12 protein-coding genes are annotated in these 15,588 nt (G+C 64.3%); 7 read left to right on the top strand and 5 right to left on the bottom strand.

The genetic code is table 11. From position 1 onward, the window contains the following. The first annotated feature begins 22 nt into the window (after nucleotides 1-22). Both VJ923_RS00660 and VJ923_RS00655 read left to right on the top strand, forming a co-directional pair. A complete protein-coding gene (locus tag VJ923_RS00660; protein WP_326437473.1) occupies nucleotides 23-982 on the top strand; it encodes a transporter substrate-binding domain-containing protein in 960 nt (319 codons plus the stop codon). Nucleotides 983-1,302: 320 nt separating this feature from the next. Beyond that, nucleotides 1,303-3,711, top strand: coding sequence for an ATP-dependent helicase (locus tag VJ923_RS00655; RefSeq protein WP_326437471.1), 2,409 nt, complete (start codon nucleotides 1,303-1,305; stop codon nucleotides 3,709-3,711). 50 nt (nucleotides 3,712-3,761) lie between these two features. Here VJ923_RS00655 and sdaAA read toward each other — a convergent pair whose 3' ends face one another. Then, on the bottom strand, nucleotides 3,762-5,369 hold the full coding sequence (sdaAA, locus tag VJ923_RS00650; RefSeq protein ID WP_326437469.1) for an L-serine ammonia-lyase, iron-sulfur-dependent, subunit alpha: 1,608 nt from the start codon (nucleotides 5,367-5,369) through the stop codon (nucleotides 3,762-3,764). Nucleotides 5,370-5,550: 181 nt separating this feature from the next. Between sdaAA and VJ923_RS00645 the strand changes: the two genes are divergently transcribed. Together VJ923_RS00645 and VJ923_RS00640 are read left to right on the top strand one after the other, a co-directional pair. After that, entirely contained in the window at nucleotides 5,551-6,519 is a 969-nt protein-coding gene (locus VJ923_RS00645) for a manganese-dependent inorganic pyrophosphatase (RefSeq protein WP_326437467.1), read from the top strand. Nucleotides 6,520-6,727: 208 nt separating this feature from the next. Continuing rightward, a complete protein-coding gene (locus tag VJ923_RS00640) occupies nucleotides 6,728-7,948 on the top strand; it encodes a M20/M25/M40 family metallo-hydrolase (RefSeq protein ID WP_326437465.1) in 1,221 nt (406 codons plus the stop codon). A gap of 195 nt (nucleotides 7,949-8,143) precedes the next feature. On the opposite strand, the gene VJ923_RS00635 is transcribed toward VJ923_RS00640, so the two are convergent. The 4 genes from VJ923_RS00635 to VJ923_RS00620 all read right to left on the bottom strand — a co-directional run bounded on the left by VJ923_RS00635 (nucleotide 8,144) and on the right by VJ923_RS00620 (nucleotide 12,542). Beyond that, the gene (locus VJ923_RS00635) at nucleotides 8,144-8,860 is read right to left on the bottom strand and encodes a helix-turn-helix domain-containing protein (RefSeq protein WP_326437463.1); all 717 of its coding nucleotides are present in this window, start codon (nucleotides 8,858-8,860) and stop codon (nucleotides 8,144-8,146) included. A gap of 17 nt (nucleotides 8,861-8,877) precedes the next feature. After that, entirely contained in the window at nucleotides 8,878-10,020 is a 1,143-nt protein-coding gene (locus tag VJ923_RS00630) for a U32 family peptidase (protein ID WP_326437461.1), read from the bottom strand. Between the two features lie 84 nt (nucleotides 10,021-10,104). Beyond that, a complete protein-coding gene (locus VJ923_RS00625) occupies nucleotides 10,105-11,769 on the bottom strand; it encodes an FAD-dependent oxidoreductase (protein ID WP_326437459.1) in 1,665 nt (554 codons plus the stop codon). Between the two features lie 140 nt (nucleotides 11,770-11,909). Next, nucleotides 11,910-12,542, bottom strand: coding sequence for a hypothetical protein (locus VJ923_RS00620; RefSeq protein WP_326437457.1), 633 nt, complete (start codon nucleotides 12,540-12,542; stop codon nucleotides 11,910-11,912). A 272-nt stretch (nucleotides 12,543-12,814) separates the two neighbouring features. Here VJ923_RS00620 and VJ923_RS00615 point away from each other — a divergent pair, with 272 nt between their 5' ends. From VJ923_RS00615 to rpsG, 3 genes are all read left to right on the top strand, one after another. Next, entirely contained in the window at nucleotides 12,815-14,311 is a 1,497-nt protein-coding gene (locus tag VJ923_RS00615; RefSeq protein WP_326437455.1) for a helix-turn-helix transcriptional regulator, read from the top strand. 322 nt (nucleotides 14,312-14,633) lie between these two features. Beyond that, on the top strand, nucleotides 14,634-15,005 hold the full coding sequence (gene rpsL / locus VJ923_RS00610) for a 30S ribosomal protein S12 (protein WP_022740353.1): 372 nt from the start codon (nucleotides 14,634-14,636) through the stop codon (nucleotides 15,003-15,005). A gap of 107 nt (nucleotides 15,006-15,112) precedes the next feature. Continuing rightward, the gene (gene rpsG, locus VJ923_RS00605; RefSeq protein WP_022740352.1) at nucleotides 15,113-15,583 is read left to right on the top strand and encodes a 30S ribosomal protein S7; all 471 of its coding nucleotides are present in this window, start codon (nucleotides 15,113-15,115) and stop codon (nucleotides 15,581-15,583) included. Nucleotides 15,584-15,588 lie beyond the last annotated feature (5 nt).

Genomic DNA, 15,588 nt, shown 5'->3' with positions numbered 1-15,588 from the left:
TTGCCCCGAAAGAGAGGAACCCATGACTGAAATGCCCCTCGCCGCTCGCGACCGCCGCGCAACGGCCGCCTCGGCGGCCCGCGCGCTCGCCGGCGCGCTCGTCGCCCTGACTTTTGCCCTGGCCTTCGCCGTGCTCGCTTCGTCGTTGACGGGCTGCGCCTCCGAGGAGCCGCCCGCGGGCAAAGAGAAGGCGGCCGCATCCAGCGAGGCCTCCGCGGATGTCATCGTCGTCGCCTCGGCGCTCAACAGCGAGCCCTACGAGCAGGCCACGAGCACCAATCAGATCGGCTTCACGGTTGAGCTGCTCCGACTCATCGGCGAGCGGGCCGGTCTCGAGGTGCAGTTCAGCAAGGCCGTCAACCATAAGGACGCCGATCAGAACATCACCGCCGGCTTGCCCGAGGATGTGGCGGCCAAGGTGACGGAAGGCGAGGCCAACCTTGGTGCGTCGTCTATCACCGCCGAAGAGGCGCTTGCGGGCGTGGTCTTCACCGACCCCTACCTGCATGCCGACTATGCCGTCCTCACGAAGATGGACACCGGCTATGACGACCTGGCCAGCATCCAAGGCGAAGGCGTTATCGTGGCCGTGCAGAACGACCCGGCCATTGCCGTATGGGTGAGCGACAACCTGCCCGCCGCCGAAGTCGTCACGTTCGATGCCGGCGTAGACGCGCTCATGGAGCTGAATTCCGAACGTGCCCAGGCGGCCATCGTGGACGAGCCGCGCTTTCGCCGCTACACCAAAGTGAAGGAGCCGCATTTGCAGGCCGTGGAGACCATCGCCTCCGACAAGGACTACGCTTTCATTGTCGCCGAGGGCAATGGCGAGCTGCTCGGCAAGGTGAACGACGCCTTGGCGGCCCTTAAAGCCGACGGCTCCTACGATGAGCTGTACGAAAGCTGGTTCGGAGATGCGCCCGAGGGCGGCACGGCCACCCGTTCTGCCGCCGAGTCGGTGCAGGATTCCACCGGCGCCTAGCGTCGGCCCCCGCCGCATTCCATACAAAAGTGCGACTAACTCCTTCCAAGCCATGCAAAAGTGCCCCGAAGTCCCTTTTGCCCGGAGTAAACCATACAAAAGTGCGGGCATCTCCCTTTTCTGGCTGCAACGGGGCGGGGCGCATTGAACGCAGGGGGCGCGCTGGCTTGGGGCGCTCGTCGAGAAGGGCGTGAAACCTTCGTGGCTGTCCTGTCGCAGTTGCGCGCGGGGCGCTAGAATGGAAAGCCGCTCGTTTCGGGCGGCTTTCTTGCATGTTCGGGGTGAAGCGCCCCTTTTAAGCGAAGACGAAGGACGAAGACGTGCCCATCGACATTGATACTTTGAACGATCCGCAGCGCGAGGCCGTGCAGTGCACCGAGGGCCCGCTGCTTGTGCTCGCAGGCGCCGGCTCCGGCAAGACGCGCGTGCTCACCTACCGCATCGCCAACATTCTGGAGCAGAACCTGGCGGCGCCGTGGGAGATTCTCGCCATCACGTTCACCAACAAGGCGGCCACCGAGATGCGCGAGCGTTTGGGCCAGCTCGTGGGCACGCGGGCCCGGGGCATGTGGGTGTCCACGTTCCATTCCATGTGCGTGCGCATCCTGCGCGCCGATGCCGAGCGGCTGGGCTTCACAAAGAACTTCACCATCTATGACACCGATGATTTGAAGCGGCTGTACAAGGACATCATGGCCGAGCTCGATGTTGACCCGAAGCGCTTCCCGGTAAACGCCCTCATGAACCGCATTTCCCAAGCGAAGAACGATCTGATTGTGCCGGGGAATTTTGAGGCCCACGATCCGGTGGGGAAGGTGGCCCAGCAAGTCTACGAGCGTCTGCAGGCGCGCCTGCGCGCGGCCAACGCCTTCGATTTCGACGACCTTTTGCTGTACGCCTACCTTCTGCTGAAGAATCGCGAGGACGTGCGCGAGGCTTATCAGGACCGCTTCCGCTACCTCATGGTGGACGAGTATCAGGACACCAACCGCGCCCAGTACGCCATTACCCAGCTGCTCGCGGCCAAGCACCGCAACATCATGGTCGTGGGCGACGACGACCAGTCCATCTACTCGTGGCGCGGCGCCGATCTGCGCAACATCTTGGAATTCGAGAGCGATTACCCCGAGGCGCGGGTCGTGAAGCTGGAGCAGAACTACCGCAGTGTGGGCAATATCCTCGCTGCGGCCAACGCGGTTATCGCGAACAACCAGCATCGCAAGGAGAAGCGGCTGTTCACGGCCATGGGTGATGGCGAGAAAATCGCGGTGTACATGGCTACCGACGAGCGCGACGAGGGCCGCTGGATTGCCGGCGAGATTGACCGGCGCCGCTCCGAGGGCGTCTCCTACAACAACATGGCCGTGTTCTACCGCACCAACGCCCAGTCGCGCATGTTGGAAGATATGCTGCTGCGGGCGGGGGTGCCCTACCGCATCGTCGGCGGCACGCGCTTCTTCGACCGCGCCGAGATTCGCGATGTCATGGCCTATCTCACGCTGGTGGTGAATCCGGCTGACGACATCGCCGCCAAGCGCGTCATCAACGTGCCGAAGCGCGGCATCGGCAAGACCACCATCGAGCGCATCGACCAGTACGGCCGCGAAATGGGCATGCCCTTTCTCACGGCGGCGGAGCTGGCCATCATCGACCCGGAGATTCGCGCTTCCACGCGCAAGTCGGTGGGCGAATTCGTGCAGGTCATCAAAGACGGCGCCACCTACGGTGGCGATTTGCGCAAAGTCGTGGAGATGATTATCGACAAGGCCGGGCTTATCCGCGCGCTGCAGGACGAGGGCACCGACGAGGCCCGCGGTCGTGTCGAAAACATCCAGGAGTTTCTGGGCGTTGTGGACGAGTTCGTGCAGACCCACGATGCAGAAGAATCCGACTTTGCCGCGCCGACGGTGGGCGAGGACGAGACGGCCGAGCCTGTGCGTGTGCTGCGCGGCGATTCTTTGGCCGACTTCATCGAATGGGTGCGCCTGCGCACCGATCTGGACACGGTGACCGAGGACGGCCAGGCCGTTACCCTCATGACCGTGCATTCCTCCAAGGGTCTGGAATTCGATTGCGTGTGGGTGGCCGGCATGGAGGAGACGCTGTTCCCGCACATGAACTCGGTGGGCGATGCGGCCGCGGTGGAGGAAGAGCGCCGTTTGGCCTACGTGGCCATCACCCGCGCCCGCAAGCGCCTCACGCTCACCTGCGCCCAGCAGCGCCAGATCTTCGGCCAGACCCACGCGAACCCGGTGTCGCGATTCATCGGGGAGATCCCGAGCGAGCTGCGCCAGACGAGCGGCCTGGGGTCGGCGGGCTTTTCCGGCACGGGCTGGGAGAAGCGCGGAAGTCGCCGGGGTATCGCCGGCTCGGGCACCGAGGCGGGGGAGGGCCGCGTGTTCGGCCGCTCCAGCGCGTCAGGGGCGCAGGGGCGCTCCTTCGCCGAGTACCGTGCGGCCACCGGCAGCGGCCGGGCGGCCACGAACGCGCCTGCCGCCTCGCGGGAGAGCGGCGGCTCGGGCCGCATCGGCGCGGGGGTGAACCCGAATGCGGGCAAGAAGGCCGCCGCGCGCGCCACTTTCGCCGCCGGCGACGCCGTGGACCACAAGACCTTCGGCCGCGGCACCGTGGTGAAGGTGGATGGCGACACCTTGCATGTGAAGTTCGCCAAGACCGGCCAGACCAAGAAGCTCTTGAAGGACTACGCCCCCATCGTGAAGATCGGCTAGCTTGGCTTAAGCGCCATCGTTTACCAGGAGTCGGTTCGTTGAAATACGGCCTAGCACCCCGCGCAGAAGCTGCAGGCCGAAGGTGCCGCGGCGATGCCGCCGCGGGCGGTTTCTCGCAGCTCCATGGGCATGTCGCGGCCCACCTTGTCCATGACGGCGACGTTCTCGTCGAAGGGCACGAGGTTGCTCACGCCGGCCAGGGCGATCTGGGCGCAGATGAGGGCCGTCGGCGCCGCCGTGGCGTCGCGCTTCTGACAGGGAAGTTCTACCAGGCCGCCTACCGGGTCACATACAAGGCCGAGCAGGCATTGAATCACGTTCGAGGCTGCATCGAGGGCCTGGGTCGGCGTGCCGCCGGCGATGGTAACGGCGCCGGCGGCCGCCATGGCCGCAGCGCTTCCCACCTCGGCCTGGCAGCCGCCCTCGGCGCCGGACACGCTGGCGTTGCGGGCGATGATGTAGCCCACGGCCGCCGCCGCCAGAATGCCCTCGCGCAGCTCTTCATGAGAATAGCCGCGCTCATCGCGCAGGGCGAGCATGACGCCGGGCAGCACGCCGGAAGAGCCGGCCGTGGGCGTCGCCACGATGATGCCCATCTTTGCGTTGGTCTCCAGCGTCGCTAGAGCGTAAATGCAGGCTTTGGCTGTTAGCGGATCCATGAGCGCCCGCTCGCCCTTGGCCGCCATAGCCGCCGTCACTTTCGCCGCCTCGCCGCCGATAAGTCCGCCGATGGACCGTTCCGGATGCTCGATGGGCGTTGTGGCCGCCGCGTCCATGACGGAGAGCACGCGGTCTAAGTAGGCGTCAACGTCGGCTGCCACGCCCACGCTGGCGCACAGTGCCTCTTCGCGGGCGCGGAAGGCCTCGGCGATGGTGCAGCCCTCCCGCTCGCACAGGGCCAGGAGCTCGGCCCCGGATGCGTAGTTCCAGCGGGCGAACGCGTCCTCGGCGTCGTCGGGCACGGGTACGGATGCGCCATCGGTGACTGACATGGCGGGAATAACCCGGGCGCCCAAGATGGCCGGATGGTCGAGCAGCTGCCCGCGCACCTTGGGGTTCACGTCGTCGTCGGTTTCCATAACGGTGAAGGCGTCGCCGCGCTTTTTGGTGCGGTGCAAATTCACGGTAGCGATGTTGATGTCGTGGTCGGCCAGTACTGAGGAGATGTGCGCCAGCACGCCGCGCACATCGTGCTGGTGCACCACCACGCTCGTGTGCTCGCCGGAGATATCCACGTCGATGCCGTTGATGCGCCGGATGACCGCCGCGCCGCCGCCGATGGAAACGCCGCGCATCTCCACGGAGTGCCCGTCGTCGCTTTTGCAGACGACGTCGACGGTGTTGGGGTGATCTACTTCGGTCGCGGTGTCCCACACGGTTTCCACGGCCACGCCCTGAGCTTCAGCCAGCTCGAAAGAGCGGGCGACGTTCGGGTCGTCGGCCTCCAGGCCGATAATGCCGGCCACAAGCGCCTTGTCGGTGCCGTGTCCGCTGCCCGTGGCGGCAAAAGACCCGTAAAGTGTGAAGGTAACCGCATGGGGCGTGCCGCCGAAGAGCTTGCGCGCCATGGAGGCGATGCGCAGGGCGCCGGCCGTATGCGAGCTGGACGGGCCCACCATGATAGGCCCGATGATGTCCCGAAGTCCGTAGGTCTTCATGCGCGCTCCTTCTCTCGCCGCTTGCCGGCATCTTGGCGGCCGGCCATCGGGGAGTCTTGAGCTTCCGCACGGCAGGCTTAAGACTCCATTTTATCGAAGAAGCCTATCATAGCCCATCGCCTTCCTTGCACGGGCGCGGTATACTGCCTCAAAACCGTAAGTTGGTGAGAAAGGGGAATTCATGTCTTCCAAGATTCTCGTCGTGGGCCACCGCAACCCCGACAACGACTCCATTGCCGCTGCCGTGGGCTATGCGCATCTGAAGAACGCGTTGGCCGCCCGCGATGGCGAATCCGATGCCGTCGAGTACGTGCCCGCCCGCTTGGGTCCGCTGCCCGTGGAGAGCGCTTGGATTTTGGAGCAGAACGACATCGCCGAGCCCGTGCTCATTGAGAACGTGAACCCCGTCGAGCGCGACGGCGAAGAGGTCAAGCAGCAGGTCATCCTCGTCGATCACAACGAGATCGGCCAGGCGGCCCCCGGCATCGAGAACGCCGACGTCGTCGAGATCATCGACCACCACCGCATTGCCGACGTGACCACGGCCAACCCCATTCTCTTCTTGAACCTCCCCATCGGCTCCACGGCCACCATCGTCACCCTGCAGTTCCGCCAGACCGGTATCGAGCTGCCCGACTCCATCGCTCGCGTGCTGCTGTCGGCCATCCTCACCGATACGGTCATCATGAAGAGCCCCACCTGCACTCAGGTAGACGTCGACCAGGTGAACTTTCTCGCCAACAAGCTCGGCATCGACGCGGTGGAATACGGCATGGACATCTTCCGCACCCGCGGCGGCGAGGACAAGATGCCCATCAACAAGCTCGTGGAGGCCGACTCTAAGGAATTCAAGGTAAGCGACGATGTCACCGTGCTCATCGCCCAGCGCGAGACGGTCGACCTGCCTATGGTCATGGCCCGCGAGGCCGAAATTCGCGAGCACATGAAGAAGCTCGTGGAAGAGGGCGGCTACGAGTTCGCCCTGCTGCTCGTCACCGACATCCTGGCCGAGGGCTCGCAGTTCATCGTCGAGGGCGACGCCTCCCGCGTGAACCGCGTCTTTGATATCGAGTGCTGCGAGGGCGGCAACTGGATGCCGGGCGTGCTGTCCCGCAAAAAGCAGGTGGCGGCGCCGATTCTGGCAAGCTAAACTTGGTTGTCCGCGGGAGGGGCGACGGGGCTATCGTCGCTCCTCCCGCTTCGCTATTCAGCCTTCGGCTTCAGGCGCTTCGCTCCTTCATGTATTTAACGGGCGACCTTCGGTCGCTTTTTCTTTATAGTGTTCAGAGAGGATCGCCGACAGCCCCGTCGCCCCTCCCGCTGCTTTACCAACTTGCTTTACTGAAAGAAGGAACCCTATGAACCCCGATCGCGTGCTGGACTCGTTTTTGGAGATGGTGGTTGTCGAGAGCCCCTCTTGGCATGAGGCGCCGATGGCGGCTTATTGCGCGGGTAAGCTGGCGGAGATGGGGTTCTCGGTGACCTTCGACGCCTCGGCGGCGGAAACCGGGTCGGATACGGGCAACCTTATCGCGCATCTGCCGGGCACGGTGCCGGGGCGCGTGGCATTTTCAGCGCACTTGGACACGGTGAAGCCCTGCGCGGGTATCGAGCCTGTTATCGAGCGGCGCCATATTTGCGACGACGTCACGTGCCGCATGGCCGAGGTGGTCTGCTCGGCGGGGGATACGATTCTGTCTGCCGATGACAAGGCGGGCATCGCGGCTATCTTCGAGGGAGTTCGCGCCACGCTGGAGGATGGCGCCGCGCGGCCAGATATCACGGTACTGCTTACCACCTGCGAGGAGCAGAGCCTACTGGGCTCGTCTGCCCTAGCCGAGGATGCCCTGGTGTGGCCGGATGACGTGCCGGCGGCATCGCGGGGCACGGAATACGAGGCGCTGCTGAATGCGGCGGGCGCTGGGGGCGCACTGCCGCTGTTCGTGCTGGATGCCGACGGTGCGCCGGGCTCGCTCATCATGGGCGCGCCCTACCATTGGACGCTGCGGGCTCGCATTCACGGGCGCGCAGCCCATGCGGGCGTCGAGCCGGAGTGCGGCGTCTCGGCCATCCAGATTGCCTCGGCTGCGGTGGCCGCCATGCCCCTTGGGCGCATCGACGAATGCACGACGGCCAACGTGGGGCGCATCGAGGGCGGCGTGGCCGTGAACATCGTGCCGGCCGCCGTGACCCTGGAGGGGGAGTGCCGCTCGCTCTATGAGGATCGCGTGCTGGCCCAGCGCGACGCTATGACGCGCGCTTTGGAAGAGACCGCCTCGCAGCTCGGCGGTACGGCGGAGGTGGCCTGGGAGCTCGATTACCCAGCGGTTGTGCACGAGCCCGGCGACGCTCTTGTCGCTCACTTGGAAGCGGCCGCTGCTGCCTGCGGCCTTGCGACCCGCCACGCCATCTCCGGCGGCGGCGCTGACGCCAACGTGCTCGGCACCAAAGGCGCCGATGCCATTACCCTCGGCATCGGCATGGCCAATTTCCACTCTGTGGACGAGTACATCCTCGTGGAGGACCTTCAGAATATGGCCCGCTATGTTGAGGCCATCATTGCTGAGTACGCTGCGTAAGCGCAAGGGCGCTCGGGGACTCCCAGTGCACGCGGGGCTCCGACGGGTGCGGAGCCCCGCGAAGTGCTCGGGAAGAAGCTGCCCAAATCGCGCATAATTGTCCAACTTTCTGACCAGGTGAAACATGCAGTAATGCCGGGTCACGGGCTTGCGGAAAACTGGACAAAAAAGGCCGATATGGACAGCGTCTGTCTCCTAGGCGACGACCTCGGGGGTGCGCAGTGAAACGCGCTTGCCGCGCTCCTGGGTAAGATCGGCGAAGGCGGTGCGGGAGAACTCGAACTCATTCTCATGGTTGCGCAGGAAGTTGCGCATGCGCAGGTAGTCGCGCACCTCCACGGCGTCCTCGCTCTCGTCTTCCATGACCTCCTGGGCAAAAGCGCGGGCGCGCTCGATGGCATCAGCGTCATCGGCCTCAAGCTCGGCCATATACTGCGTGCGCTCGCCGGCAGGGGCGTAGAACAAGAAGAGGTTCGCGAACTTCCCCTGCGGTCCTTCGGTGGCTCCCTGGGCGGCTTTGCGCTCCACGGCGGCGCGATCGACGAGAATCTTGCCGTTTTCGCGACGTCCAGGCAACACGCCGGAGGCCACCATGGCATTCACGCGGAAGCGGCTCACGCCGAGCATCTCGCCGGCCTCGGTAGAAGAGATGAGGTCGCTGCCCTCCCCGGCCATCTTCTCCACCTTAAGCCCCGCCGCCGAAATCGGGGGCGCCAGCTCCAGACGGCGCTTCGCCTCGTCCAGGGTGTCAAGCGTCTTGGGCGCGAGGTGGGGGTAGTGGATCTCGAAGCCGTTGGCGGTCTTCTCGATGTAGCCGCCCGGGACGGGGCGATCGTTGATGGCCAGATCCCAGCGCAAGGGCTCGCCCTCGGCGTTACAGCGCTCGGTCCAGGTTCTGATTTGCGTAGACATAGGGTTCCTCCTTGCCGTTACAGGGATTGAAAGGGGTTCTCGAGAGGGGTTTTCGAATAGGAGCGGCAGACGGGATAGGTGCCTCCGAACTGCGCCTCAATGGCGGCGATCATTTGCGTCTGGCCCATGTCCTCCAGCATCTCGCGCGTGATCCAACCGTATCCGAGCAGATCGTCGGCCAGATCCGCGCAGTAGGTGCAGCGCTGGCATTGGCGGTTGCAGGTGGAGGTGCGCTTGAAGAAGTTCGTCTTGTCCAGCGCCTTGTTGTCGATATGGGCGCGAAATTCGATGCCATAGTAGCCGATGGAGCTGCAGAGCAGGTCGAAGAGGTTGCCGTCATAGGACTCGCCCAGGTAGGCCTTCGCGCAGCGAAGCACCTTGCTCGGCATCATGTCGCGGCCGACGATCTTGAAGAAGCGCGTGATGCCCTCGTAGCGCCGCAGGTCCTCGGGCCTGATCCAGTTCGACTTGAAAATCTGCCCGGCGTCTCGCCCGATGATGTCGCCGCAGGCGAAGGAGAAAGAGGTTCCCTCGTCGCGCTCCTCTTGGGATTTGTGCGAGATCAGGTTCATGTGGAACTTGCGGAAGGGGCACTTGTTCAGACAGCCCTCGTTCACCATGAGCTTGAGCTCTACGCCGAGCTTCTCGTGAATCTGCCGCAAGAGCTTCAGATCGCGATTGATGCTCGTGTCCACCGTCATGGTATTGGCCCCCGCCAGCGCGAAGGCCTCGGCGCGGGAGAAGCAGTCGATGTCGGCGAGAACCGAGGCGCTGATCTCCAGGTCGGGGCACGCCTTGCGCGCCTGCTCGATGAGGAAGGGGTTGGCCAGCGTGACTGCCTCCACGCCATGCTGCTCGTGCATGTCGCGAATGAAGCCGATTTGACGATCGAGGGTCTCCTTCTCGTACCAGTCCCCGCCGTCGCAGGTGGAGTTCATCGTGATGTCGACGCGGATGCCCGCCTCGCGAATGGCTCTGACCACTTCGACGAACTCGTCCAAGGTCGTCACGTTTCCGACGCGTCCCGAGCCGGTGATGGCTTGGGGAGCGTTCAGGTAGATCTCGCGGATGGTGTTGCCGCCCCGCCCCTGAAGGGCGATAAGGCGCTTGAGCGTGTCGGCGTCCCCGTTGTAGGGAACGGAAAACTCGAGCTGAGTCACAGGGCCCCTCCTCCCTCTCTCGTTAAGAAAAGGGCCCGCCCTCACGAGCGGGCCCGCTTGTGCTTGCTTGCGCTGGGCTGAAACTTAGGCCTCGGCCGTAGCGTCCCAGGACTCAAGGCCAGCGGCGTTGCGGCCGGCGATGCGACCGACGCACCAGTTCTCGGAGCCGTTGCCGCCGGTGATGGCGTAGGTGTGGCCGTTCATGTTGCCGAACGAGCCGGCGGAGTACAGGCGCGGAATGGGGTTGCCGCTCGGGTCGACGATGTTGGCGTTCTCGTTGCGGCGAGCGCCGCCGATGGTGTTGCAGATGCCCGGATACAGCGGGATGGCGTAGAACGGGCCGGTCTCCACCTTGGCCAGCTGCTCGCGGCCGAAGTCCTCGTCGACGCCCTTGTCGCACAGCTCGTTCCAGCGGGCGACCGAGGCCTTCAGCTTCTCGGCGTCCATCTTGTCGTCCCACTTGCTGGCGGCGATGTTGGCAGCCAGCTCGTCCAGGGTGGCGCCGGTGGTGATCCAGCCGCGCTCAAGCTCCCACTTGTTGTCGGCGGACCAGCCGGCCCAGCCGCCGAGCTCCGGATCGAGTCCCTCGGTCATATACCCGATGCCCATGCCGCCGTTCTCGGTAGCCGCGCCGCCGACCATGCCGCCCCAGGAGCCGCCGTCGAAGGAGGTCTGGTCGAAGATGTACCAAGAGGGGATGCGGTCGAAGTCGCAGATCTCCTCATCGAAGTTGGCGTAGGGCTTCCAGCCGCCGTGGGGGCTGAAGATTTCCTCATTGCCCCAGCGCTCGCCGAGACGGCTCACCTTGATGTAGTTGGGGGTGGGGCTGCCCACGGACACGCCGCCGGGAACGATCTCCGGATCGTCGAACCAAGCGTCGTCGCCGCCGCAGACCTGCTGCATGTGCCACAGATCGGCGCCCACCTTCTGGGCCATGGTAATGCCGTCGCCGGTGTTGTACTTCCAGCCGTAGAAGCCACGCATCGGGTAGCACTTCAAGTACTTGGCCTGCAGCTCCTCGTTGAACTCGAAGCCGCCGGTGCACAGGATGACGCCCTTGGAGGCCTTCACGGCCTTGGGGGTCTCGTCGGTGCCCATGAGGGTGTAGCAGCCGATAATCTCCTTGGTGATGGGGTTCTGGATGAGCTCCTCGTCATGGCAGTCGAACAGCACCTCGATGCCGCGGTCGGCGCGATGCTGGTCCATGGCCTCGAAGAAGCCAGCGCCGTAGCCGTCACCGGAGCCGACGTACATCTCCTCGTAGCCGGTGAAGATATTGTACTCGGCACGGGGGCTGTCGCCCAGGGTGTACTCGAGGCCGTATTCGTCGGCGTAGTCGGGGTTCTGCACGGCCTCCTCGCCCCAAGCTTGGCAGACCTCCATGGGGGTCTGGCCGTGGAAGGCCTCGAAGGCGAACTGGGCGGCAGCGTCCGCGTCGTGGGGCGCAGTCCACTGGCCCATGTTGATGGACGAGGATCCGCCACCGCGGAACGGCGACTTCTCCAGGTAGAGAACCTGAGCGCCCTCGTCAAAGGCGGTGATGCCGGCCCACAGGCCCGCGCCGCCGTAACCGATCACCAAAACGTCGGTCTCGTAGTCCCAGGCCTCGGGCATCCACTCGGGGGTGCTGCCGGTCTCAGAGAGCGCGGCGTCGTTGCCGGCACATCCGGCCAGGGCGGCGGTGCCGGCGACACCGGCGGCAGCCAGGGCGGAGCCCTTCAGAAAAGAACGGCGAGATACTTCCTCCATGTTTTCCTCCTTAATAAGGCTTGCTATGTCATCCGCGCCAATGCGGACGATGCTGAGTTTGGAATGGCCGCACCCGGGCCCCGCTGAGGGAGGGGTTGACGGGGCCGGGCGGAACCGGAATCAATGAAATGACGTGTTTTCTACTCGTGGCAGGTGTTGCACTCGTAGACGTCCATGTGGTGGCAGCCCTTGCAGGCCTTCTTAGCCGTGTCATCGATGGCGTCGTCGGAATGCATGCTGTGGCAGCTGCCGCAGTCGACGGTCGTGTGGTCCTCGTTCTCGGGCAGGGCGTGGGGGTTCACCACGGTGCCGTTGGTGTCGGTGAGGATGGCGCAGGCCTCGGTCTTGGCGGCCAGGTCCTCCTGGCTGCCGTGGCAGGCGCTGTTGAAGCAGGCTGTGTCATCGATGGCGGTCTTCTTCAGGCGCTTGGGTGTCTTGTCTCCGAACTGCACGCCGTCATGGGCCGTCGTGAGGCCGTCGATGTCGCTGTGGCAGGTAGTGCACTCCTGCGTCGCATGGTTGGCCGCGGGCATGGTCGCGTCGTTGAGCGAGTCGCCCTCGGTGCTGTGGCAGGTGGCGCAGTCCGCGTCTGCCGAGAACGTGAAGTCCCCCGTCATTACGGCGCCCTCATTGGCTTCTGTCTGCGAGTCCGTGCCCGTTTCGCTGAGATCTGCCGTTTTCGGGGCGCAGCCGACCGTCCCCAGGGACATGAGCGCGATGGCGCCCGCGACGGCGGAGGCAAGGGCGATCTTGCGCAGGGATGCGTGAGCCATGTTCCTCTCCTTCCAAGTGGCTCCGGCGGCTCTCTCGTCGTCCCGCCGGATTGAATCCGATGGGCGGCATTGTGCGCCCCCGATACCGAAATGCCATCATCCAAAGCCGATGCTTCGCGGGGCGCAACAGATTATTTTGGTGGAGCCCTGTCATCTGAAAGGGATGAAAGCCCAGATGGGATGCGGGATGACGGAGGCGGGATTGTGGTCGGCTATCGGCCATGCCCTTGCTATACTGCCCTTGACCGCACATGGATACGGGAGGGTCGGTGATGGTAGGAATGACGAAGGATGACAGCGTGCTGCCGTCTCAGGGGCTGGGAGGCGCTTCTGCAAAGGGCGTGCTTTTGGTAGTTATCGGGTGCGTCGGTGCCCAAACGTGGCTTCCCGTTGTCGGCGTGATCGCCGATATGTATCGCGGCGGCGCTCTGGCGCTGTCGGGGCTGAATCCCCTTCTCTTCTCTTATCTTGTCGCTTTAGGGGCGACGGCGTGCGGGGCGTCCTTCGCCCGCTGGAGAGGGGAGTGGGCCCGGGGCGTTTACGGGGCGCTTGCGGGAACACTGGCGGCCATCGTTGGCGCGGCGCTTCTGCTTGTTCCCGAGCAGGACGGCTCGGTGGCAGTCGCGGTTTTGCGCATCGTGTCCGGCGCGCTGCTCGGCCTGGGCAGCGGCTTGCTCTCCATGGTATGGAGCGAGCGCTTCGGGCAGCTGGAGCCTCCCGCGCGCTCCCAGGCGTCCTTTCTCATTGTGATTGCTGCCTGTCTGCTGGCGGCCTTCGCTCAGTCCATGGGCATCCATTGGTCTCTGCTTGTGGCGGTCATCGTGCTCTCGGTTGCCTCCAGCGCGCTGTTCATGGCGTCGGCGTCTCGCGGTGCGAGTCTTGCAGGGGCTCTTTTGCCGGCGACGCGGCTGAGAGGGGCCTTTGCCCGCATTGCCGTGTCCTACGGACTGTTCGGTCTCGTCTTCGCCATGATGATCACTCAGTTTCTCATTGCGCGTCACGGCCACGCGCTGCCGTGGACATGGCTTTTGAGCCTTGGCGGCATCGTTGTCGCGCTCGTGGCCGTGCTTGTGGCGAAAGCGGTGCTGAAGCAGGGGTTCAGCTGGCTGCTCATTCTGCGTTTCGCGGCCATTCCGATACTCGTGGCCTTCTATCCCTTCGATGCCGGAAGCGAGTTTTCGCTGCGCTTTGCCATGGGGGCCTCGGCGGTGGCCCTGTGGATATACCTATCTTTAATGGCGGGAGTCGCGGCCGAGGCGGCCGGGCAAATTCACGCGCCTTTTGCTCTTGTGTGGGGCGTGGCCTTAGGTGCACTTGCCTTGGGCGCGGCTTCGGGGTCGAGCCTGGCGCTTATGATGGAGAGCCTCGATATCCAGGGCCATGTGAGCGTGACGGCCATCGCCGCCATGGTGCTCGCCGTTATCGCGTCTGACGTAGTGCTTACGCGCGGAAGTCTGGCCCGGGCCTACAAAAGGGCCGTAACGGCTGCAGGCGGCAAAGAGACCGAGCCCTCCGATGATGACACGCCATTCGACGAGCGAGTCGCCGCTGTGGCCGAGGCCCACGCGCTGACCGAGCGAGAAGCAGAGGTGCTGGGAATTCTGGCCCGCGGGCACGGGCTGGGACGCGTCCAGGAGGCGCTGTTCATCGCCGAGGGCACGGCCATCACCCACCGTCGGCACATTTACCAGAAGCTCGGCGTTCATTCCAAGGCCGAGCTCATCGATCTTGTGAGCACCTTCGGCGATGAGGGGATAGATGAAGACTAGGGTTGCGCGGTCGCTCGGTGAAGTGCGAGCGGGATTGTCCAAATCGCGCAAAATTGGCCAACTTTCTGACCAGGCAAAACATATGATAATGCCAGGTCACAGGCTTGCGGAAAACTGGGCAAAAAGAGGCGAGATGGACTAAATCTCACCCCGTCGCAAAGCATTTGTGAACAAATTGTGCCGCTCGCCGGAGGGTATGGATACGCCCGGGTGCGTGGCGTTTGACACACAGCGGGAACCCTCGTAACATACCCCGTCGCGCCTCTTAGAGGCGCTTGTTTTGTGCAGTGCAAGTCCGTGGAAAAAGGAAAGGAAAAGAGTCTTGCCTACAATTAACCAGCTGGTCCGCAAGGGCCGCAAGAAGACGGTCGACAAGTCGAAGACCCCGGCGCTCAAGGGCAACCCGCAGAAGCGCGGCGTGTGCACCCGCGTGTACACCACGACCCCCAAGAAGCCGAACTCGGCTCTTCGCAAGGTCTGCCGTGTGCGTCTCGTCAACGGTATGGAGGTTACGGCCTACATCCCCGGCGAGGGCCACAACCTCCAGGAGCACTCCATGGTGCTCATCCGCGGCGGCCGTGTAAAGGACCTTCCCGGTGTCCGTTACAAGGTCATCCGCGCGGCGCTCGACTGCGCTGCGGTTGACAACCGCAAGCAGGCCCGCAGCCGCTACGGCGCCAAGCGCCCGAAATAACGTTCGTTAAGACGCGCGGGCCGGAAACGTCGGGGTAGGAAGCCCCACCGACCTAATGGACGCCGAGAAAACGTCCCGAAGCGCGCAGAAGCAAAAGGAGTAACTACATGCCGCGTCGTGCAGCAGCAGTCCGCCGCGAAACGCAGCCGGACGCAAAGTTCAACAATCGTCTCGTCACGCAGCTGATCAACAAGGTCCTGCTTGACGGCAAGAAGTCCATCGCCGAGAACATCGTCTACGGCGCCTTCGACCTGGTCCAGGAAAAGACCGGCGAAGATCCGCTGACCGTGTTCAAGAAGGCCATGGACAACGTCCGCCCCACCCTCGAGTGCAAGCCGAAGCGCGTGGGCGGCGCCACTTACCAGGTGCCGATGGAGGTCAACTCCCGTCGCGCCACCACCCTGGCGATCCGCTGGATCGTCGACTTCTCCCGCAAGCGCAAGGAGCACACCATGCGCGAGCGTCTCGCCAACGAGATCATCGACGCCTCCAACAACACCGGCGCCGCTGTGAAGAAGCGCGAGGATATGTACAAGATGGCCGAGGCTAACCGTGCGTTCTCGCACTATCGCTTCTAAGGCTG

This window comes from Adlercreutzia shanghongiae (assembly GCF_035830635.1).
In the GTDB taxonomy this organism is placed as follows: Bacteria; Actinomycetota; Coriobacteriia; order Coriobacteriales; family Eggerthellaceae; genus Adlercreutzia; species Adlercreutzia shanghongiae.
This window is presented reverse-complemented; position numbering and strand designations above follow the sequence as displayed.